The organism is Natronobacterium gregoryi SP2 (assembly GCF_000230715.2).
In the GTDB taxonomy this organism is placed as follows: domain Archaea; phylum Halobacteriota; class Halobacteria; order Halobacteriales; family Natrialbaceae; genus Natronobacterium; species Natronobacterium gregoryi.
Genome location: NC_019792.1, coordinates 1,745,867 through 1,767,396, shown reverse-complemented (window position 1 = coordinate 1,767,396; position 21,530 = coordinate 1,745,867). Strand labels below are relative to the sequence as shown.

Annotated in this window: 21 protein-coding genes; 13 read left to right on the top strand and 8 right to left on the bottom strand. The window is 63.9% G+C overall.

The annotated features are described in order from the left end of the window. Positions 1–245 precede the first annotated feature (245 nt). The 3 genes from NATGR_RS08690 (at position 246) to hjc (ending at position 6,397) form a co-directional block, all read left to right on the top strand. Complete coding sequence (locus tag NATGR_RS08690; RefSeq protein ID WP_005578274.1) at positions 246–4,799, top strand: PAS domain-containing protein; 4,554 nt, start codon at positions 246–248, stop codon at positions 4,797–4,799. A gap of 190 nt (positions 4,800–4,989) precedes the next feature. Beyond that, positions 4,990–5,826: a CPBP family intramembrane glutamic endopeptidase gene (locus tag NATGR_RS08685; RefSeq protein ID WP_005578276.1), complete on the top strand. Its 837-nt coding sequence runs from the start codon at positions 4,990–4,992 to the stop codon at positions 5,824–5,826. A gap of 52 nt (positions 5,827–5,878) precedes the next feature. Then, a complete protein-coding gene (gene hjc, locus NATGR_RS08680; protein WP_005578278.1) occupies positions 5,879–6,397 on the top strand; it encodes a Holliday junction resolvase Hjc in 519 nt (172 codons plus the stop codon). A gap of 37 nt (positions 6,398–6,434) precedes the next feature. On the opposite strand, the gene NATGR_RS08675 is transcribed toward hjc, so the two are convergent. From NATGR_RS08675 to NATGR_RS08660, 4 genes are all read right to left on the bottom strand, one after another. After that, positions 6,435–6,884 carry a universal stress protein gene (locus NATGR_RS08675; RefSeq protein ID WP_005578280.1) on the bottom strand — a complete coding sequence of 150 codons (450 nt, stop codon included), beginning with the start codon at positions 6,882–6,884 and terminating at the stop codon, positions 6,435–6,437. Between the two features lie 145 nt (positions 6,885–7,029). Then, positions 7,030–8,859 carry an acyl-CoA dehydrogenase family protein gene (locus NATGR_RS08670; protein WP_005578282.1) on the bottom strand — a complete coding sequence of 610 codons (1,830 nt, stop codon included), beginning with the start codon at positions 8,857–8,859 and terminating at the stop codon, positions 7,030–7,032. A 106-nt stretch (positions 8,860–8,965) separates the two neighbouring features. Next, on the bottom strand, positions 8,966–9,601 hold the full coding sequence (locus NATGR_RS08665) for an SWIM zinc finger family protein (protein ID WP_005578284.1): 636 nt from the start codon (positions 9,599–9,601) through the stop codon (positions 8,966–8,968). Positions 9,602–9,716: 115 nt separating this feature from the next. After that, the gene (locus NATGR_RS08660; protein WP_005578285.1) at positions 9,717–10,172 is read right to left on the bottom strand and encodes a nitroreductase/quinone reductase family protein; all 456 of its coding nucleotides are present in this window, start codon (positions 10,170–10,172) and stop codon (positions 9,717–9,719) included. A 91-nt stretch (positions 10,173–10,263) separates the two neighbouring features. Between NATGR_RS08660 and pspAB the strand changes: the two genes are divergently transcribed. The 4 genes from pspAB (at position 10,264) to NATGR_RS08640 (ending at position 14,228) form a co-directional block, all read left to right on the top strand. Beyond that, positions 10,264–10,917 (top strand): PspA-associated protein PspAB, encoded by a 654-nt coding sequence (gene pspAB, locus NATGR_RS08655; RefSeq protein ID WP_005578287.1) that lies wholly within the window; start codon positions 10,264–10,266, stop codon positions 10,915–10,917. A gap of 223 nt (positions 10,918–11,140) precedes the next feature. After that, positions 11,141–12,334, top strand: a complete 1,194-nt coding sequence (locus NATGR_RS08650; RefSeq protein ID WP_005578289.1) for an outer membrane protein assembly factor BamB family protein — start codon at positions 11,141–11,143, stop codon at positions 12,332–12,334. Positions 12,335–12,449: 115 nt separating this feature from the next. Next, positions 12,450–13,481: a DNA repair and recombination protein RadA gene (radA, locus tag NATGR_RS08645; RefSeq protein ID WP_005578291.1), complete on the top strand. Its 1,032-nt coding sequence runs from the start codon at positions 12,450–12,452 to the stop codon at positions 13,479–13,481. Positions 13,482–13,637: 156 nt separating this feature from the next. Then, complete coding sequence (locus tag NATGR_RS08640) at positions 13,638–14,228, top strand: IMP cyclohydrolase (RefSeq protein WP_005578293.1); 591 nt, start codon at positions 13,638–13,640, stop codon at positions 14,226–14,228. A 90-nt stretch (positions 14,229–14,318) separates the two neighbouring features. Here NATGR_RS08640 and NATGR_RS20630 read toward each other — a convergent pair whose 3' ends face one another. After that, a complete protein-coding gene (locus tag NATGR_RS20630; protein ID WP_015233473.1) occupies positions 14,319–14,729 on the bottom strand; it encodes a hypothetical protein in 411 nt (136 codons plus the stop codon). A 25-nt stretch (positions 14,730–14,754) separates the two neighbouring features. Between NATGR_RS20630 and NATGR_RS08630 the strand changes: the two genes are divergently transcribed. Both NATGR_RS08630 and cysE read left to right on the top strand, forming a co-directional pair. Then, a complete protein-coding gene (locus NATGR_RS08630; protein WP_005578295.1) occupies positions 14,755–15,423 on the top strand; it encodes a metallophosphoesterase family protein in 669 nt (222 codons plus the stop codon). A gap of 52 nt (positions 15,424–15,475) precedes the next feature. Then, complete coding sequence (gene cysE / locus NATGR_RS08625; protein ID WP_005578296.1) at positions 15,476–15,988, top strand: serine O-acetyltransferase; 513 nt, start codon at positions 15,476–15,478, stop codon at positions 15,986–15,988. A 193-nt stretch (positions 15,989–16,181) separates the two neighbouring features. Here the strand turns inward: cysE and NATGR_RS08620 are convergent, their stop codons facing one another. Further along, on the bottom strand, positions 16,182–16,544 hold the full coding sequence (locus NATGR_RS08620; protein ID WP_005578297.1) for a hypothetical protein: 363 nt from the start codon (positions 16,542–16,544) through the stop codon (positions 16,182–16,184). A gap of 142 nt (positions 16,545–16,686) precedes the next feature. Between NATGR_RS08620 and NATGR_RS08615 the strand changes: the two genes are divergently transcribed. Both NATGR_RS08615 and NATGR_RS08610 read left to right on the top strand, forming a co-directional pair. Continuing rightward, the gene (locus NATGR_RS08615; RefSeq protein ID WP_005578298.1) at positions 16,687–17,190 is read left to right on the top strand and encodes a hypothetical protein; all 504 of its coding nucleotides are present in this window, start codon (positions 16,687–16,689) and stop codon (positions 17,188–17,190) included. 83 nt (positions 17,191–17,273) lie between these two features. Then, positions 17,274–18,053, top strand: coding sequence for an SDR family oxidoreductase (locus tag NATGR_RS08610; RefSeq protein ID WP_005578299.1), 780 nt, complete (start codon positions 17,274–17,276; stop codon positions 18,051–18,053). 12 nt (positions 18,054–18,065) lie between these two features. Here NATGR_RS08610 and NATGR_RS08605 read toward each other — a convergent pair whose 3' ends face one another. Next, the gene (locus tag NATGR_RS08605) at positions 18,066–18,488 is read right to left on the bottom strand and encodes a universal stress protein (protein ID WP_005578300.1); all 423 of its coding nucleotides are present in this window, start codon (positions 18,486–18,488) and stop codon (positions 18,066–18,068) included. Between the two features lie 161 nt (positions 18,489–18,649). On the opposite strand from NATGR_RS08605, the gene NATGR_RS08600 reads away from it, so the two are divergent. Continuing rightward, complete coding sequence (locus NATGR_RS08600; protein WP_005578301.1) at positions 18,650–20,623, top strand: DUF460 domain-containing protein; 1,974 nt, start codon at positions 18,650–18,652, stop codon at positions 20,621–20,623. Positions 20,624–20,734: 111 nt separating this feature from the next. Here the strand turns inward: NATGR_RS08600 and NATGR_RS08595 are convergent, their stop codons facing one another. Continuing rightward, on the bottom strand, positions 20,735–20,914 hold the full coding sequence (locus NATGR_RS08595) for a DUF7470 family protein (RefSeq protein WP_005578302.1): 180 nt from the start codon (positions 20,912–20,914) through the stop codon (positions 20,735–20,737). 198 nt (positions 20,915–21,112) lie between these two features. Here NATGR_RS08595 and eif1A point away from each other — a divergent pair, with 198 nt between their 5' ends. Next, positions 21,113–21,403 (top strand): translation initiation factor eIF-1A, encoded by a 291-nt coding sequence (eif1A, locus tag NATGR_RS08590; protein ID WP_005578303.1) that lies wholly within the window; start codon positions 21,113–21,115, stop codon positions 21,401–21,403. Positions 21,404–21,530 lie beyond the last annotated feature (127 nt).

Below are 21,530 nucleotides of genomic sequence, written 5' to 3'. Positions count from 1 at the left end.
CCGAGGCATCCCTCTGTCCGTTATATGCGTTGCACCGACTCGGTCTGGACGCTACATGTATACCCCCCCCCCCCTTCCCCATCTCCCCTGCCCCCTCTCCCCTGCCCCTGCCTTTCTCTCCTCTCCCCTGGCCGAAGTCGGGTCCGGACCGCCAGTTCCGTACTGGAAAGTCCGGACCGGTAAACGACCGAAGCCACTACCGAAGTCGGCCAAACGTATAATCCACCGCAACCGTTACTGGGGGTATGTTTCGCGGCCTCGTTTCGTCCCGTGGAGACGGTTCCGTCGCTTCGCCCCGAGAGAGACGGATCGTGGAGGTCGGTTCGTGGCTCGTAGCGGCGATTGCCGTCGTGAGCTTCGCCCTCGCTGTCACGTGGGAGACGGCGCTGCCCCTCGATCCGGTCGGTCCGGAGACGCTCGCACTCACGGCCGGAAGCGGACCGAGTCGATCGGCCGTGCTCGATCGACTTACCGAGGAGATTCGGAGCGTCGTCGAAACGATCGACGAAACCGACGAGGCCGGTGCACTGGAGCGACGCGACGTCGAAATCGACCTCGAGGTCGACGGAGACGAGCAACTCGCCGAGCTCTCCGGGGCGGTCGACGACCTGACGGCGCTCCTCTACGAGCGAAGGCAGCGACTGGTCGCCACCGAACGAGACAGGAGAACGATCGACCGGCTCGTAGCAGACGGCGACGCGCCAAGCGGCGACATCATCGAAGCGGTACTCGAGGTTGCCCGTGAGCGACTGGCGCTCGAGGCCGGCGTCGCCGCACGCGTCGCTGAGGACGGAGACGGGGTTCGGATACGCGAGTCTGAGTCCGAATCCGCGGCGTCGGCGGCCGTCCCGGAGGCACAGTTCCGGTGGATACTCCGAGAGCGCCTGTTCGAATCGACCGACGAGTCGGTCGTGTTCACGAGCGTCGACGATGGCTATCATTCGGGCAGTCCGGACGAGGAGGTCGAATGGTACGTCGGTGGCCGGATAGAAGTCGACGGCGAGTTGCAGGGAGGGGTCTGTTTCGTCGGTCACGAGCCCCGTGACGCGATCACGCCGAGCGAGCGGAGCTTCCTCGAGTTCGTCTGTCGACGGCTGGGTCGCGTGTTCGAACGCGAGGAGTACGAGCGGAAACGACGGTTCAAAGAGCGCGTCCTCGAGGCTGCGCCGATCGGCATCACTATCACGGACCCCCGCCATCCAGACGATCCGATCGTCTACGCGAACGACGCTTTCGAGGAGATGACCGGATACGCGGAGTCGGAGTGTCGCGGCCGGAACTGTCGGTTCCTGCAAGGGAGGGAAACAGACTCCGAAGCGGTTCGAGAGCTACGAGAGGCGATCGCCGCTGCGGAACCGACGACCGTCGAACTCCGCAACTACCGGAAAGACGGGTCGGAGTTTTGGAACCGGGTGAGCGTCGCCCCGATCGAAGACGACCAGGGAGCGGTGGTCAACTTCGTCGAGTTCCAGGAAGACGTCACAGAACGGAAAGAACGAGCGCAGGAACTCCGCAAACAGAAACGAAAGCTGTCGAGCCTGATGAGCAACGTTCCCGGGATCGTCTACCGCTGTCGGAACGAACCGGCGTGGCCGTTCGAATTCGTCAGCGAAGGCGCAACCGAACTCACCGGCTACGAACCAGAAGCGCTGGTCGAAGGCGACGTACACTGGGCGGAAGACGTTCTCGTCGGTGACAACGACGAGCTCTGGCACACCATCCAGGAAGCGGTGTCGGGACGCGACCCCTACCAGGTGACCTATCAGATCGAAACTGCCGACGGTGACCGTCGCTGGCTGAGCGAACAGGGCCACGGCGTCTTCGACGAGGAAAACCTCGACCACCTCGAGGGGGTCGTCATCGACATCACGCCACAGGTCGAAAGCAAACGAGAACTCCGGCGGACGCGTGCACTGCTCGAGCAGTCCCAGCGGGTCGCAGACGTGGGCGGCTGGGAACTCGGCGTCACCGACGGCCAGTACGACGCCCAGTGGTCCGCTCAGACGGCACGCATCCACGGGGTCGACCCGGGAGCAGACATCGACTACGAAAGGCTTGTCGAGTACTATCACCCCGACGACCGTCCGAAACTCGAGCGAGCGATCGAACGCGCTCTCGAGGACGGAGAGTCGTACGATCTCGAGCTTCGCATAGACCGGCCAGACGGTGACAGGCGGTGGGTTCGCGCGATCGGTGAACCGATCGTCGCTGGCCGTCACACCGATCACGACGACCATCGCGTGCTGCTTCGCGGTTCAGTCCAGGATATCACCGATCAGAAAGAGCGCGAACGGGAACTCGAGCGGACGCGGGCGCTACTCGAGCAGTCCCAGCGGGTCGCAGACGTGGGTGGCTGGGAACTCGACGTCAGCGAAGAGCCGTCCGAACTCGAATGGACCGACGAGACGGCCCGCATATACGGTCTCGACGCCGACTTCGATCCCGACCTCGAGGCCGCACTCGGGTATTACTCTCCCGACGACCGGTCGCACGTCGAGCAAGCGCTCGAACGGGCGATCGAAGAGGGCAAGTCGTACGACCTCGAACTGCAACTCGTCAGGGACGACGGCGAACGGCGCTGGGTGCGAGCGATCGGTGAACCCGTCGTCGAAGACGGCGGGGTCGTCGCGGTTCGAGGGTCGATACAGGACGTGACCGACCAGAAGGAACGCGAGAAAGACCTCGAGCGGACGCAGGCTTTCCTCGAACGAATTCAGCAGATGGCAAGCATCGGCGGCTGGGAACTCGATCTCCGGACCGAGCCACGGGAAGCGACCTGGACGGAAGAGTTGTACCGAATCCACGGCATGCAGAAGGACGCAGAGCCCGACCTCGCGGCCGCGATAGACCAGTATCACCCCGACGATAGAGACGACGTCTGGAAGACCCTCGAGACGGCGATCGAGAACGAGACCGTCTACGACCTCGAGGCGCGAATGCAGCCGACGGCGGACGACCTGCGATGGGTTCGTGGTTTCGGTGCGCCCGTCTTCGACGACGGCGAACTCGTCAAGTACCAGGGCGCGCTCCAGGAGATCACCGGCCTGAAACGCCGGGAGTTGGCACTCGAGTCGCTCCACGAGGCGACCCGGCGACTCCTCGGCGCAGAGACCGTCGACGAGGTTGCCGACCAGGTCGTTGCTGCCGCCGAGGACGTTCTCGAGGCCGCTGCCATCGCACTCTACGGGCTCGACTCCGACGTGAACCGGCTCGTTCCGATCAGTCACACCGATGCGTTCGATCAGCTCTCGAGCGACGACCCGTCGACGGACGCCGGGAACAGCGACTCCGTGCTCTGGAACGTGTTCGCCACCGGCGCACAGACGGTCGTCGACGACCCCGAAGCGTTCGACCGCTCCGACGTCTTCGAGAACGGCATCGAGAGTGCCGTCGTCGTCCCGATCGGTGACCACGGGGTGTTCACGGTCGCGTCCAGATCGGGGCTGGCCGACGCCGAGGCGCGCCGACTGATCGAGACGCTGGTCGCGACGGCCGAGGCGGCGTTCGACCGCCTCGAGAGCGAGGCCAGTCTCCGAGAGCGAGACGCCGAACTCGAGGCGCGCAACCGACATCTCAGACGACAGATCACGGTCACCGAGACGATACGACGCATCAACCAGTCGCTGATCGGGGCGGCGAGTCGCGACGAGATCGAGCGGACCGTTCCCGAGCGACTGGTCGAGAACGACGACATCGCCTTCGCCTGGATCGCCACTGCGAAAGCCGAGGGTGGGCCGCTCGATCCCCGAAGCTATGCCGGCAGTCACGAAGACTACCTGGACGCAATCTCGCTCGGGAGTGCAACCTCGAGCGAGCCGGCCGCCCGGACGGTGCGGACGGGAGAGACGACCGTCGTCGAGAACGTCGTCGACCAACTGCAACAGGAGCCGTGGCGCAAGCAGGCCCTCGACGCCGGCTTCCAGTCGGCTATCAGCGTCCCGCTCGCGGTCGAAGAGTACTCCTATGGCGTCCTAACCGTCTACGCGACCGCGCCAGACGCGTTCACGTCGCTCGAGCGCACCGTCTTCTCCGAACTCGGCGAGGCAATCGCGAACGCGATCACCGCGACGGAGACACGGGAGGCGTTACACGCCGAGACGGCCGTCGAACTCACCCTCGAGGTGAACGACTCGAGCGACGTCCTCTCTCGGATCGCGTCGGTGACCGATGCACGCGTCGAGTACGAAGGACTGGGCACTCACTCGGGAGAGGAGACGTTGCTGTTCTTCGAGACCCGCGGCGTCGAACCCGAGGCAGTGACGGCAGTGCTCGAGGGTCTCGTCTCGGTCTCACAGTACCGGTTGCTCAGCGTCGGCGAACGTGACGGCGACGATGAGGGCGATACCTGTCGGTTCGAGACACTCGTCACCGGCAGTTCCGTCGCCTCACAACTGGTCCGCTACGGCGGGAGTCCCCGCTCCATCCGCGCGAACGGCGACGAGACGGTCGTCACCGTCGACGTCCCGACCGGGGCCGACGTTCGCGAGTTCGCCGAAATGCTTACCGAGCAGTACGGCGAGGCTGACCTCCTGCGACGGCGCCACGTCGAGCGACCGATGTACAGCCGGCGCGAACTCGTCGACGCACTCTTCGAATCACTCACCGACCGTCAACTCGAGGTGCTCCGGACTGCCTACTTCGCGGGCTTTTTCGAGTGGCCCCGCGAGAGCACCGGCCAAGAAGTCGCCGAGATGCTCGAGGTGAGCCAGCCGACGGTCAATCGACATCTCCGGGTCGGCCAGGGGCGACTGTTCGCACAGTTGTTCGAGGAGGAACCGACCTCACTCGAGAGCGAATGAGCAGCCCCTGAACGCCTTCTCCGGCGCGGCCACGAGAGGTGCCGTGGCTGTGTCGACACAACAGTACGGAAGCCGTCTGCCCGTTCGCCGAGACAGGTACGTCGAGACGACACAACCCAACCAAACGAGCTACAAATTTCAGCCAGCGAAGAGAGGAACGCCCAAGGAGCACGATCACCTACCGCTGTGCATGGAGACATCCACCCGCCCTGTCGACGTCGAGCGCGACGGTGCACCGGTCCGGTCCATGCTCGTCGCGATTGGACTGACGGTCTTCGGCCTCGCCGTCGTTCCCCAGGTGACGACGATCCCAGCGTTCGTAGCCGACCCCGCGCTGCTCGAGGCGGTCCAGACCGGAGAGTACGGTGAAACCTCGCTTCTGGGACGAACGGTCTTCATGGCGTTGAACTTCGTTGGGATGGCGCTTGCAGGCCTCATTTATCTGCTGTGGACCGATCGCGGACTGTCGTGGATCGACCTACGTGTGCCGACGAAACGGGACTGGATCTACGTCCTCGTCGGCAGCGTCGGGAGCATCGCCTTCCTGTACGTCGTCAGTTTCCTCTACGGGTTACTCGGCGTTCCCGCTGCGGATAGCCAGGTCGTCGACATCGTCGGCGGCGATCCGACGATGGTGCTGATCATGATCGCTATCGTCTTTCTGTTCAATGCACCCGCAGAAGAGTTTCTCTTCCGAAACGTCATCCAGAAGCGGCTGTACGAGGCGTTTTCCCCGATGCAGGCGGTGCTGGTCGCGAGTGTGATCTTCGCTCTCGTTCACTTCCCGATGTACGCACTCGCCGGATCGACGGTCGCGACTCTGGCGTCGCTCGTCATCATGTTCGGTGGGTCCGTGATCTTCGGCTACGTGTACGTCAAGGCCGACAACCTCCTGGTCCCGACGCTCGCTCATGCCGCGCTCAACGCGTTCCAGTTCGTCCTCCTTTATGCGTCGATGGTGTACGGCCTCGACGAAGAGATCGCAACCTCGATGCTCGTCGACGTCGTCGCGTTCGCCCCACTGTGACTCTCGTCGCGCCGTCCGGTTCTTTATTAGCGGCCGCACACGAGAGTGGGATATGTCTCAGGCGAAGGGCGACCGCCGCGAACGAGAACTCGTCAACGCACTCGACGAGGCCGGGTTCGCAGTGATGCGAGCGCCCGCGAGCGGCTCCGCGACAGAACGTGAACTCCCCGACGTACTCGCCGGTGACGGCGAAACGTTCTACGCGATCGAGGCGAAATCGAGTTCGGGCGATCCGATCTACCTCACCGGCGAGGAAGTCGAAGCACTGACCTACTTCGCCCAAAACTTCGGCGCGAAACCGCGCATCGGCGTCCGATTCGACCGCGAAAACTGGTACTTCTTCCATCCCGCAGACCTCCACGTCACCGACGGTGGCAACTACCGTGTCAAGAAAGAGACAGCCATCGCCGAAGGCACCGACTTCCCCGAGTTCGTCGGCGAGAGCGAGAAGGTCACCCTGAACGAACTCAGCAGCGACGACGACGGCCCCGACGAAGACGTCCTCCGCGTGCTGAACGCGGTCAAACAAGAGACGATGGCGGTAGAAGAAGCAGCCGAGTTGCTCGAGTAACTGTCTCGGCCAGCAGGCCACAGCCGAGTTGCTGTCGTCAGTTACCGTCGACGATCTGCGAGACGACGGGACAGCCTGCGTCTAGCAGGAGTCGCTGGGCAGTACTCCCGAAGACGACTTTTCCGGCCGGAGACCGGTGACGACCGCCGATGACGAGATACCGCGGCTCGAGGTCGTCGACCTCGGCCAGAATCTCGTCGGTCACTGCGCCGACGCGACCACGGGGCCTGAGCCGCTCCGTATCGACGTCGACTGTTTCGATGACGAACTGTTGTGCAAATCGCTTTGCGCTGTCGGCTTGCTGACTGAGCGAAAAGTCTTCCATCCCCGGAATGTCCTCGAGACTCTCTTTGTGAGCCCTGTATTCGTCGTCTGGGACGACGTGTAACGCGACGAGCGGATCGTCGTACGTCGTCGCGAGATCGTTGGCGACTTCGACCACCCGTTCCGACCGTTCCGTCTCATCGATCGCAGCAAGTATCGCCATAGTCGGGACTTCTATGCGGAGGAATAAGTGTGTTGTTTCGATATCTGATAACAAACGGCGCAGCGAAGCGACGGTCGGGCCACCGCTCTCTCCCTCTCTCTCCGATCACTCCCAGTGCTTCGAGGCGGGACGAGACGACGCTCGTTCAGACCTCCTCCTGGCGATCGAGCAGGGATTCGTAGTCGGTCGGTTCGTGGTGGACGACCGCGTCGAACGCCTCGAGCACGAACCGATCACCGCCCGTCATGCCACGAGCCTCCCGCTTCTCGAGTTCGTTCGTCACGAATCGGTTTGCGACCAGCGCCAGCCGTCCGTCGCCGTCCTCGATTTCGATCTGTGCTTCCTCGAGCAACAGCGCCGCAGTGAACACGTCGAAGACGTAGTGAGACAGACGCTTTGCCGACAGCTGTGCGTACTCGGCGTCCTCGCCAGCGAGCGTCACCAGCGCCGTCTCGAGGTCGCGAAACTCCGCTTCGACCGTCTCGGCGGCGTCCTCGAGAGCAGGATGGGAGACGGACTCGAGTCGTTCCTCGACGGCCGCCCGGAACGGTTCGTGGGCGTCCTCGCGCTCGAGTGCCCGCAGGACATCCAGCGAAAGAATGTTCTCGGTGCCCTCCCAGATCGGTAACACCTGGGCGTCCCGCAGCAGTCGGTTCGTGACGAAGTCGTTTACGTAGCCGTTGCCGCCCTGGACCTCCATCGCGTAGGAGGCCGTGTCGACGGCCATCCGTGCGGTCCGGAGTTTGGCGATGGGAATAAGCAGGCGCATGAGGCGGTAGGTATCGTCGGCAGTGTCACCCGCTCTTTCAGCGCGTTCGCGTTCCGAGAAGAGCCGCGCGACCTCGAAGACGTACGCCGTCGCTGCCTCGTGGTCGACCGTCATGTCGACCAGGTCCTCGCGCATCAGCGGGTACTGGTCGATCGTCTCGCCGAAGGCCTCGCGGTTGGCGGCGTGGATCTTGCTCTCGAGCAGCGCCCGCGCGATGATCCCACAGGAGGCCGCGGCGTTCGACAGCCGCTCGAGATTGAGCATCTCGGTCATCTGCTCGAAACCGCGTTCCTCCTCGCCGACGAGGGAGGCCTTCGCGCCGCCGAACTCGACCGCTCCCGTCGGTACCGATATCGTCCCGAGTTTGTCCTTGAGCCGACGGTAGCGCTGGTCGTTGACCTCGCCGGGGGAGAGCGGGCCATCCTCGAGTCGGTCGCCCTTGGTCCAGGGGCCGTCCGAGCGGTCGGGGTCGGCGTGGGGGACGAGAAACATCGAGAGACCGTCGGTCCCTTCGGGTGCGTCGGGAGTGCGTGCCAGCGCGAGCGTTCCCTCGGCGTCGATGTTCGAACAGAACCACTTTTCGCCGGTGAGTCGCCAGCAGTCGGCTTCATCGTCGTACTCGGCGAGTGTCTCGGCAGCACCGACGTCGCTGCCGCCTTGCTTCTCGGTGAGAAACATCGCACCCTCGATCAGCCCCTCGTAGTCGCGGCTGGTCAGCGCCTCGTAATACGCTGCGAGAGAACCGTCGTCGAACTTCTCGAGGACGAGCGCCGCACCGGCGGTCATCGCGACCGGGCAGTCGAAGCCGGGGTCGGCATAGGACAGCAGGTACTGCATCGCGAGGTTGTGGGAAAGCGGCATCGGCTCGTCCCGATCCGGCGGTGTTTCGAACGCATCGGCGACGATCCCGTGCTCGTAGGCCAGGCGCTCGGTCTCGAGCAGTTCCGCAGGATATCGCACGCGGTTCTGGACCTCGCCGTGTTTGTCGTAGGACTCGAGTTCGGGACCGTGGTCGTCGACGTAGTCGGCGTTGTCGGCGATCGTGTGGCCGACGACTTCGCCGAACGCTGTGAGTCGCGGTTCGGCCCACTCGAACTCCTCGTCGGTGTATATCCGCCGGAGTTCCCGCCGAATGGCCCGGTCGAGTTTCCAGTAGTTGACGCCTCGTCCTTCCTCGAACTTGCTGTAGTCGAGAGCCGAACCCATACCGAGATACTTGGTGACATACCCCGTAAAACCGGTGTAAACAAACGGATCGTCGGTGGTCGACGGTTTCCAGGCGACTGGCTAACCGTCTCGTTTCGAATTCGAGTTACGACCGGTCGCTCGCCGTCGTGAGCCGCGTTCGCGGGAAGACGTACACGGTCAGCGACGAGGGGACGACGCCGTTTCGCTTCACGGTGGCGTGCGGGTAGACCGCCCCGACGACCGGCACGTCGGGGTCGTAACCCTCGTTGGTCGGATAGTCGGCCACGGTGGTGACGGCCTCGGAAATCGAGACCGCGTCCGCACGGTACGGCGAGACGTCGACGACCGTCAGGCGGTCGCCCGTCTCGCGGTCGCGAACCACATCTCCCGGCCAGATCGCATGCTCGTCACAGTAGGCGGGTTCGACGGCCTCGTCTTCCTCGACGAACACCGGCGCATCGCAGTCGTGACACTCGAGCGAAATTTCTCCCGGCGGCGGCGTCCGACCCTCGGTGATCTCGATGGCGATCCGGCGGACGTGCTTACACCGCACGCCACGGAAGACGTGGTCGGGACAGGTACAGCGGCCCGCCTCGAGATCGACGAGGTAGGTGCTGTCGCTTGCGGACTCGATCTCGTAGAGGCCGTCGCCCAGCGGGAGCACCGACATCGGCTCGGTGCGTGCCCGGAGCGACCGCTTCTCGAGGTGATCGGTGGACGGTACTGGCAGCGGCGCTTTCGGTGATGCGTTTGTTTTCATAGGTGCATCGAGGGGCGAACTGGTCGGCTGGCTATTCGACTCTATTACGGGTTCGACGCGTATAACGCCCTCGCCGGAGGTTAGATCGACTGTAAGTCCAGGATTCTGACTTCAGTCAGGCGTCGAGCGAGAACCGTACGACCGCGAGTTCGTCGCCACTCGAGTCGCCATCCCGATCCGTGATTCCGAGGACTCGCGCCAGCAAACGTCGTTGACCGGCGTAGACCTCGAGCAGTCGAGTCCGTTTGCCGTCGTCGGTGACGACCTCGCCGATCGCTGGCTCTCGAGTACCCCGGAACCGGACCGTACACGCGGCTGGCTCCCGGAAGTTGGTCCACCAGATCGTCTCCGATTTCGGCGTGACGGCGACGAGCGTCCCGTCGTCGCGGGCGTACGCGACCGGCATCGTGTACTCCCGACCGCTCCGACGGCCCCTGTAGGTAACGAGCACGAGCGCGAAACTGGCGAGCGGGTGCAGCGGCGATCGAAGGAGCCACCGAACGATCGGATTCACGACGCGGGTTTCGAACTCGCGGCCGACCGTCACGACGTTGCTCGAGACGCGAGACACGACAGGCAGATACGAGCGACTGGCCCATCACTGCTTGGGCAACCGTACCGAAACACGTGAACTCTAAAGGGACGCACCCGTCTCATCGGATATGGGACTGCTGGACGGGCTTCGATCCGTACTCGGATTGCGTGCCGAAGCCGACGCGAGCCGCGACGCCGACCCCGACGACCTCTTCGGGATGAGCACCGCCTACGTGACGATGGAGGCCGAACTCGGCTACGAGTCAGCAGACGTCGGCGCACTCTGTTTCTCCGGCGTCGACTCACGTAGCTTCCGGGAGGCCGTCGACGAGGTCGAGGCCATTCTGGAAGCCGGCCAGGAGGAGACCGGCACCGACTTCTCGGTCTCCGAGGACGACCACGGCTACCACTGGGTCGTTCTCGAGGATGACGACCCCGAGGACCTGATCACCAGCCTCCACTTCGCCGCCGACACGTTCATCGAGCACGGCTACGGCTCGCGGCTGCTCGCCGCCGTCTTCGCCTACGAGAGAGCCGATACCGTCTCACGGCATCGAGACGGAGGCGGCGAAGCCGCCGGAGCGAACGGACCCGCCTACTGGATCTACTCGTTCCGCCGGGGCGCGTACTACCCCTTCGCGCCCCAACCCGGCAGGGAACGCGACTCGGGCGCGGAGTTCAAACTCGAGGCCGCGTTAGACGGCGAACTCGAGATCGAACGGGAAAAAGAGTACTGGTACCCGCTGTGGCCGAGTGCAAGCGGTACTCATCCCTGGGAATGAGTGTCGTCTGCTCGACCGCCCCAACCACTGTGGCGGCAGGTGTATGCCGCTTCGACCGGGACAGCGAGTACGGCAGGTGACCGACGCCACATCGTCGCTGTACCAGACACGCACCGACTCGGGTCCTGCCGATTTTTTCGTTCCCGTCCCGTTCCCGTCCCGTTCCCGTCCCGTTCGCATCGAGACGGACCCATTATACTGGTCCGTTGAGTAACTCCCGTCAGTGACCAACTGGAACCAGCACGAGGGTGATTCACGGAACGCGGGAACCCGACGCGACCGTGACGGTCCGCTTCGGGTCGAGACCGACTGGATAGTCGACCTCACCGGCCCGGTCGGATCGCCGGTGCTCGACCACGATACAGTCTTCGTCGGAACCGAACGAGGAAACCTCTACGCACTCGAGCGGGAGACCGGCCGTCGGCGGTGGACGTTCGAGACCCTGAGCGCGACGAACGCGACGCCGATCGTCACCCGCGACCGACTGTTTCTCGCCACCGACGACGGCACCGTCTACGCGATCGATCCCGGGACGGGAGACGAACTGTGGAGTACGGACCTCCCGGCCTCTCTCTCCTCGTCGCCCACGTTCGACGACGGCCAGCTGTACGTCGGCCACACGGCCGGTCTCTCGGCGCTCGAGGGTGAAACCGGTGACGTGATCTGGACCCACGAGACCGAGTCGGCAGTCGTCGGCTGTCCAGCCGTCGGCGACGAAACGGAGTCGGCCCCGCTCGAGGAGAGCCAGCCCCAGGCTCCGGAGGCCGACGGGCTGTCGGTCGACGTACCGACCGAGATCGAGGCCGAAACTGAGACTGTTTCGGCCGATGCAGGCGTCTACGTCGGCACAGAGGGCGGAACCGTCTACGGCCTCGAGTGCGAGACGGGCGAGGAAGCCTGGACGGCACCGGCGGACGGCGGTATCGCTGGTGGACCGACGGTCGCGGACGGACTGGTCTACGTGAGCGACGACGACGGCACCATGATCGCGATGGACGCCGACTCCGGACAGTCGTGGTTCACTTACGAGATCCGCGACGCGTTCAGCACCTCGGCAACCGTGCTTCCGGAACTCGATGCAACGTTTCTCGGCGCGACCGACGGCTATCTCCACGTCACCGACACGACGTTCGGCCGGCGCAAACTCCGTGGTTGGCTGTTCGCGAAGAAAGGCGTCCAGCTCGACGGTCCAGTCCACGGCAGCCCCGTCGTCGTCGGCGATGTCGTCTGTGTCGCCGACTCGACGGGCTCGCTGTACGGACTCGACATTGCCGACGACTGCACACACCTCTGGCACTTCGGTGTCGACGACGCCATCTCGAGTACGCCAGCGGTTGGTGACGAGCAACTGTTCGTCGGCAGCGACGGCGGGCAGTTGTACTGTTTGACCTGGAACCCCGACGAGGCACGACCGTAGCTCTTCTTGCCTAAAGCCATCGACCGATTTTCGACTGGGTCGACGCAGTCGTGCACTTTCACTTTCACTCTCCTGTTAACGGAGGTTTATGAGGGGGCCGGCACAACGAGAGTATATGCCCGACGCAGATCTCGAGACGCTCCCCGGCGTTGGACCGGCAACCGCAGAGAAACTCCAGGATGCAGGCTTCGAATCGTTCCAGAGTCTCGCCGTCGCCTCGCCCTCGGAGCTGTCGAATACGGCCGACGTCGGCGAGTCCACTGCCGCAGACATCGTCAGTGCCGCTCGCGACGCCGCCGACATCGGCGGCTTCGAGACCGGGTCGACGGTACTCGAACGACGGAACAAGATCGGAAAACTGAGCTGGCACATCGACGAGGTCGACGACCTGCTCGGTGGCGGCATCGAGACCCAGTCGATCACCGAGGTGTACGGCGAGTTCGGCTCCGGCAAGTCCCAGGTCACTCACCAGATGGCCGTCAACGTCCAACTTCCCGAGGAGGTCGGCGGTCTCCACGGCAGCGCGATGTTTATCGACAGCGAGGACACGTTCCGCCCCGAGCGAATCGACGACATGGTCCGTGGACTGCCCGAGGAGGCAATCGAAGCAACCATGGAGGACCGCGAGATCGAGGGGTCGGCCGACGACGAGGAGGCCCTCGACGAACTCGTCGACGCCATCCTCGAGAAGATCCACGTCGCGAAGGCGTTCAACTCCAACCACCAGATGCTGCTGGCCGAGAAAGCCCAGGAGCTGGCGGGTGAACACGAGGACTCGGACTACCCCATCCGACTGCTCTGTGTCGACTCGCTGACGGCCCACTTCCGCGCCGAGTACGTCGGCCGTGGCGAACTCGCAGACCGCCAGCAGAAGCTCAACAAGCACCTCCACGACCTCGACAAGGTCGGCAACCTCTACAACGCCGCAGTGATCGTCACCAACCAGGTCGCCTCGAACCCCGACTCCTACTTCGGCGATCCGACACAGCCGATCGGTGGCAACATCCTCGGCCACAAGTCCACGTTCCGTATCTATCTGCGCAAGTCCAAGGGAGACAAGCGGATCGTCCGACTGGTCGACGCACCGAACCTCGCCGACGGCGAGGCCGTCATGCGCGTCGAGGACGCCGGCCTGACACCCGAGTAGCGAACACTCCCTCAATACGTCTCCGGCGTACCGGTTCGAGAGCGGTGATCCATCCCGGTAAGAGCACCACGAACGCCGATTTTGACACCACGAAGTAGTACCCAGACACGAACGAGAACCGACATTCCTTTTCCCACTCCCCGCGCATCCACACCCATGTACGTCGGACGATTCGTCGTCGTCGGCCCCGAGGTCGGTGCCTACCGCGTCTCCTCGAGATCGTTCCCGAACCGCGAGATTACCGCTCGAGACGAAGCGCTCACCGTCGGTCCTACCGACGATGCGCCGGAGACTGACAACCCCTACGTCTCCTACAACTGCCTGCGGGTCGTCGAGACGCCGACCGGCGAGACCGCCGCGTTCGGCAACGGATCACACGTCGATCCGATCGCGGAGAAACTCGAGTTGGGCTACCCGGCTCGAGACGCGCTCGCGGAGAGTCTCCTCGCGCTGGATTACGAGAAAGACGACTACGACACGCCACGCATCGCCGCGACGATCGACGACAGCGGCGCGGCGCTGGTCGGAACGGTCCGCAAGGACGCACTGCTGGTCGAGACCGTCGCGGAGCCGACGCTGGTCGCGACCTACGAGAAAGACTCCCCCGAGGCGTTCGAGTTCGACGCCGAACGTGCGGAGGAGGCAGCACGGGAGGCGTACGGCCTCGAACTCGAACACGAGGTCTGTGCCGCAGGCGTGGCGCTGACCGACAACGGGTTCGAGACGGCGATCGAGAACGGCAACTGAGACGGGTTACTGTAACGAATCCCTGGTACAACCGCAAGAGAGTCTTCGAGTCTCCCGGTACCGACCGAACAGCGCTATTCGAGTTCGGAGCTATACGGTTTGCTGTCCGTCAGTTCCGGCGCGACCGCGGCTCCTGCGGTCGCGCCAGTACATCGGTACAGCATTCCGTCTCAATCGTACCCTGCTCGCCGTCGCACTCGCTCTCGAGGAGGCCCTCGAGGCGACGTTGAAATTCGTCGTCCTCGAGTTCGCCTTCGGCGTACCGCCGACGAAGGGTTCGACGGGCGTCTCGGAATCGGCGTCGCCGTCTGCACCGACATCCGTGACCGTGTCCGAGTTCGCCCGCGGTTCGGTAAGCGGCGTCGCGTCGAGAGCCGCGTTGGCCTGGGTGACGACGCCCAGAGTCAGGCAGCGAGCGACGGCCAGGGCGAGTGCGCCGACGAGAAAGAAAGATAGCAGTTCGAACGGAAACGACGCGTCGGTAACTCGCCCAAGATACATACCGATCCGATGGATACCATCGGACGTGAAGGTCGGACTCATCTCGGACGTCCACAGCAACCGGATCGCCCTCGAGGCCGTCCTCGAGGACATGCCGCCGGTCGACGAACTCGCCTGCGCGGGCGACGTCGTCGGCTACAACCCCTGGCCGGCAGATTGCGTCGACGAACTACGCGAGCGCGGGGTAGCGACGGTGATGGGCAACCACGACGCAGCAGTCGCCACGGAGACACCGTTCCGGTTCAACGGGATCGCACAGGCGGGCGTCGAACACGCCGAGGGAGAACTCTCCACGGAGCAACTCGAGTGGCTCGCAGACCTCCCGAAAGAGCGCCTCGAGTGCGACGGTCGGCTGAAGATCGTTCACGGTCACCCCGATGATCCGGACCGGTACAGCCGGTACACCTACCCAGAGGAGTTCTCGCCGCGCATGCTCGACGACGAGGACGTGCTCGTCCTCGGTCACACACACGTCCAGGGCGTCGAGAAGTTCGCTGAGGGGATCGTCCTCAATCCTGGTAGCGTCGGCCAGCCACGCGACGGCGACCCGCGGGCGGGCTATGCAGTGATCGACCTCGACGCAATGACGGTCGAAACCCACCGCGTCGAATACGATATCGAGACAGTCCAAGAGACGGTCCAGGAGGTCGGCCTTCCCGAGCGAATCGGCCGGCGACTCGAGCGTGGAACGTAATCGGAAAACGATTCTTTTTAGATTGGTTACTCCCGATTCCGATTCAGGATAGATGCTCGGACGGTTCTGTGAAGACGTGCGGACGATGTGTGATCGGGACCCGGCCGCGAGAGGTTGTCTCGAGGTCGTTCTCTGTTACCCGGGCGTTCATGCCGTCTGGGGGCACAGAATCGCCCATCGGCTCTGGAACGCCGGGCTTTACCTGTTTGCGAGACTGTTCTCTCAGTTGGTACGGTGGCTGACTGGCGTCGAGATTCATCCCGGCGCGACGATCGGACGCCGGGTAACGATCGACCACGGGATGGGAGTCGTCATCGGCGAGACGGCCGATATCGGCGACGACGTCCACATGTATCACGGCGTCACGCTCGGTGGCGACACGAGCGAGCCGGTCAAACGGCACCCGACAGTCGAGGACGGTGCGAAAATCGGCGCGAACGCGACGCTTCTGGGAGACATCACCATCGGCGAGGGTGCTGCCGTTGGCGCTGGGTCGGTCGTCACGGACGACGTCGAACCGGAAGCGACCGTTGCGGGTTCGCCAGCCCGACGGATCGACGACTGAGACAGTTTGCTGTAAGTCAATTACCGCCGACCGCCGGCCCCGTTCTGGCGATCGGCGGGAACTAGTTACAGCAATCCGGATGATACGGGCTGTTGTCCCGATCTCCTGTAGTGCCCGCGAACCGTCTCGCGGTTGTCCCGTCACTGACACACGACAGCGACGGAGTGCAGCCCAACACACCGTGTGGCCGAGTTTATCCGTCGTCGACGGTGCCGTTGGTTCCCGGCGGCGATCCCTCCGCCGGAACGCCGTCCTCGGTCTCGACGTCGCTCGTGGATTCGGCGACGGCGTCGTCGGTCATCTTCGCGTCGGCGTCGGCGGTGTAACCGAGCTCGAACCAGAGTTTGGCTGTACAGTCCATCGCCGTCCCGTCGAGGTCCGTCCCGCTTTCTTGCTGGTCGAGGTAGCCGTTACAGCGGCCGTGTTTGGCGACGTTCAGCAGCGACGCCGCAGAGCCACATTCGGGACAGTCGATGTAGTAATTGCCTGCCTCGTCCTGGTGCCAGGAGTCCGGCGTCAGTTCGGTGTAGGCCGCGTCGACGTTTCGGTCACCCATACCCGTTCGTGGACGGCAGGGTCAGTAAGTGCCGGCCCGGAGCACGCAACCAGCGGCTCGAGCCACACTCGCGTATCGGTCGCCGTGACAGTTCATCTTCGGTAGACTAGCTCTTATGCCGCTGTACGGGCTACGCTCATCGATGGTCTCGAGCCCCACCCGACGGCGGACGCTCCTGACGGGGGTTGGCACAACAGTCGTGGCCGCAATCGCCGGCTGTCTCGGAGACGACAACGGCAGCGAGAGCGAAGCGGACGAGCCTGTCGTCGACGAAGCCGAGATGACTGAGGGGAACACCGATCCCGACGCGTGGCACGACGTCGAGACGATCCGGTTCGACGGCTGGGTCGGCGGCTGGGTCGGCGTCGAACCATCAGCCATCGACCGAGTCGAGAACCCGACGCTCGTTCTCGTCGACGGCCGCGAGTACGAGGTGAGCTGGAAGAACATGGACGGCGTCCACCACAACATCGCGTTCTGGGACGCGAACCGCGAGGTCGTCGCAGACTACTCGAGTCCTGGAAACGAGGTCGTCGGCGAAGTCGAGACGCTCACGCTCGAGGCGACCGACGAGATGGCGACCTACCGCTGTGAGTACCAGCCCGAAGGTCAGCGGGGCGACGTCGTAGTGCTGGAAGACCGCTAGCGGACACGACCGATTACAGATCCGAGTACAGTGCGTGAGACGTGGAAACAGTCTTTAATCGACCGACAGCGTATATGTGTGCAATGCCCCCAATGCTCACTGACGATGTCGCAGTAGTGACCGGTGGCTCGAGCGGCAACGGACGGGCGATCGCCCGCCGGTTCGCGGCCGAGGGAGCCGACGTGGTGATCGCGGACCTGCAGGAAGACCCCCGTGAGGGCGGGACACCGACACACGAACTGATCGAAGCAGAGACCGACGCCGACACGACGTTCGTCGAGTGTGATGTCTCGAGCGTGACAGACCTCGAGAACGCCGTCGAGGCGGCCGAGGCGTTCGGCGGTATTACCGTGATGGTGAACAACGCCGGCATCTTCCACGGCGAGGAGTTTCTCGAGGTCGACGAGGCGGCGTTCGACCGGATGATGGACGTCAACGTCAAGGGCGTCTACTTCGGCGCGCAGGCGGCGGCAAAGCGGATGGTCGAGGGCGAAAGAGAGGGCGGCACCATCGTCAACCTCTCGTCGGTCGCCGGACTCGAGGGATCGGGCGATTTCGTCACCTACTGTGGAACGAAAGGCGCAGTTCGCCTCCTCACGTACGCGATGGCCGGGAGACTCGGCACCGAGGGAATCCGCGTGAACGCGATCCATCCCGGACTGATCGAGACGAAGATGACGACCGACGACTACGCGATCATTGGGACCGACGTCGAAGAAGGGTTCCTCGAGGCGATCCCGGCCGGTCGTGCCGGGCAACCGGAAGATGTCGCCGACGCAGCGGTATACCTCGCGAGCGACCGCTCGGAATACGTCACCGGCGAGTCGCTGATCGTCGACGGCGGAATGACGAACACGCAGTAACGATCGATACGGTCAGCGAACGACGGTGACCGGGGCCGGTGCCCGACGGACCACCGTTTCGGCGACGCTCCCGAGTAAGATCCGGGAGACACCCGACCGGCCGTGGCTGCCGACCAGAATGTGCTCGACATCGTTGTCCTCGTCTTCGGCGAACTCAACGACCTCGCGGGCCGGATCACCGACGACGATCTCAGCTCGGTACTCCACGTCTTCGGTTCCCTCGAGGTCGTCGAGGTGTTCCTCGAGGTCGCTCGAGGCCTCCTCGCGCTCGCTTTTGATCGCCTCCTGTGCGAGATTGATGCCGGCACTGGTCGACCCACCCGCGGCCTCGACGACGCGCAGCAGAACGATCTCCTCGTCGGCGTACTCCTCGAATGCACGATCGACTGCCTTCTGGGCGGGCATCGACCCGTCGTAGGCTACGAGAACGGTCATACGTATAGTAAGTGGGTGGGAGATCATAAACCCCCAGAACAGTCTTCAGAGCCCAAGAGAAACGATTCGACGAGTCGGTTTCTGACGAGGCGGCTCTGAAAGAGGCTAAACTACTCTCGAGCCGCGCGGGATTTATGCCTGCTTCGTCCCTATACCTCTCTGTGAGTACGCGAACGAGTGCGCTCGACGCAGTCGTCTACGGTGTCGACATCCAGAGCGGTGACGTACGCGGTGACGCACCGTCGTACGCACTGGTCAGGTACGACGGCGACGATGTCGCCCGGGACGTCGTCTCCCACCGGAAACTCAGACGGCTGATCGACGACGAGGGGCCGGCGATCGTCGCGACGGACAATATGTACGAGCTGGCGGCCGACAAGGACGAACTGATCCACTTCCTGGGGACGCTGCCCGCGGGCACGAAACTCGTTCAGGTGACGGGCGACCAACAACCCGAGCCGCTCTCTCGCGTCGCGAAACGCCACGGCATCCCCTACGGGAAAGAGCCGATGGAAGAGGCCGAGGCCGCCGCTCGCCTTGCGGCCCACAACGTCGGCTACGAGGTCTCGGCTTTCACCGACACCACGACGGTCAAGGTCTCTCGGGGGCGCTCGACCGGTAGCGGCGGCTGGAGCGAGGACCGCTTCACCCGGCGCATCCACGGCTCCGTGAAAAAGCGGGCCCGGGAGGTCGAGTCCGAACTCGAGGACGCCACCCTCGAGTACGAGAAAGACGTTCGTGAGGCCTACGGCGGGTTCGCCAACGCGATCTTTACCGTCGAGGCGCGGCCCCAGGACATTCCCGTCTCGCGCAATCGGTCGGGCGACATTCGCGTCGAGATCGAACGCGAACGCCGCGACGGCATCGAGTTCCGTCCGCTCGCGAAGCGCCGCGATCACGTCCTCGTCGGTATCGATCCGGGAACGACGACCGCCGTCGCCATCGTCGATCTCGAGGGGGAGGTGTTAGACGTCTGGAGCTCTCGCACCAGCGACACCGCCGAAGTGATCGAGTGGATCGTCGAGCGGGGGCGACCGATCGTCGTCGCTGCCGACGTGACGCCGATGCCCGAAACGGTCGAGAAGTTTCGGCGGAGCTTCGACGCAGCCGGTTGGACGCCGGAGACGGATCTGCCCGTCGACGAGAAACAACACCGAACCCGCAACCACCAGTACGAGAACGACCACCAGCGCGACGCCATGGCGGCGGCTCTCTACGCCGTCGACGCTCACGAGGACCAGTTCGATCGCATCGCGAAGAAACTTCCGCCGGGGATCGATCGCGGCGAGGTCACCGCCCGCGTCGTCGCCGGCGAGGAGAGCGTCGAGGCCGTCCTCGCAGAGTTGGAAGACGAGGGCGACGGTGACGAGGAGACGACGACCCACGAACCCCGTGAACTCACCGCCGAGGAACAGCGGATCAAGGAACTCGAGAAGCAGGTCGAGCGCCTCCAGTCACACGTCACTACCCTGGAAGACCGACTCGCAGAGAAAGACGACCGTATCGACGAACTCGAGGTCGAACTGGACGAGACGCGCCGGAAAGAGCGCAGAGAAGTCCGACGGAACCGGGAGGTGACCCGCTACCGTCGCAAGGCGGAACGACTCGAGTACGAACGCGACGAAGCCCGGGAGAAGGTCGACGAACTCGAGCAGAAAGTCGACCGGATGAAGGCACTCTGGAAGCTGGATCACTCGAACTTCAGCGACGTCTCCGCGGAGAAAGAGGGACTGGTGCCGGTCAAAGTCGTCGAGAAGTTCACCAAGGGTGCGATCCGGGAAGCCGACGACCAGTACGGTCTCGCACCTGGAGACGTGATCTACCTACGCGACGCCAGCGGTGCCGGTCGCTCGACCGCGGAGTTGCTCGCGGGGTTCGAACCTCGCGTAATCCTGAAAGAAGGTGGCCTCTCCGACGTTGCCGACGAGATCCTCTTCGAGGCCGAGATCCCGATCGGACCGGCCGGCGACGTAGCGATGCAAGAGGTCGACGAACTCGCCGTCGCCCGCGAGGACGACGTCGAGGCGGTGATCGACGACTGGCACGACCGAGCCGAAGAACGGCGGCGCGATCGGAAGGCAGCGATGGTCGACCAACTCATCAGCGAGCATCGAGCGGGCGACGACGAAGTGTAGTCTCGCGTCCGGCGACGTGGCGTACGCGTTGTCCGCACCGACAACCGTTCCGTTCCAAACCACTCGAGTGACTCGAGTCCGAGTCCGCTCTTTGATCACTGCCGGCCGCAGCTACAGCATCCCGAAGCTCTGGAGCACACTCGAGACCAGTGACTTGACGACCAGTCCGAGTCCGGCGAGCACGAGCGCGATGCCGCCCGCGATCACGAGGTTTTCGTACGCGACGAGTCCGATACCGGCAAGCAACGCCAGGATACCGACGATCCCGAGCGGGCCGAGTTTGTCCAACATACGCTCGAGTGGCCAGGGGAAGAAAATAAACGACGTGGTTTCTGCCTCGATGGCGACGGCAGATCACTCGAGGGTCCCCGACCGCGTGTGACGGTGTGACTTCGTTCTCGGGACCATCGTGATTTCGGCCGTGCCGGCCACCGCTCCGGCCGACGAAATCAATAAAGGGTTAAACCGTTCGAACTCGAATCCCGCCCCATGAGCGAAGACGGAGATGGCGGTCGGAAGAACCTCCGGATGCCCGAGGACGACGAGGTCTTCGCGACCGTCACCGACATGCTCGGGGCGAATCGGGTCAAAGTACGGTGTGCGGACGGGACGGAACGTACCGCCCGCATTCCTGGCAAGATGCAAAAGCGCATCTGGATCCGTGAAGACGATGTCGTTCTCGTCGAACCCTGGGACTGGCAGGACGAAAAGGCAGACATCACCTGGCGCTACGAGAAAAGCGAAGCCGACCAACTCCGGCAAGAAGGCCACATTCAGTAGCTGCCGGTCGACCGTTCGTTCTCGGCCGTGTCTCGTTCCCGAGAGCGACGGCGGCGACGGTCGCGTTTTCTTCGTCGATTCTGTCGACGCGCTCGAGTTCGATTGGATCGACTCCGTTCTGTACTCA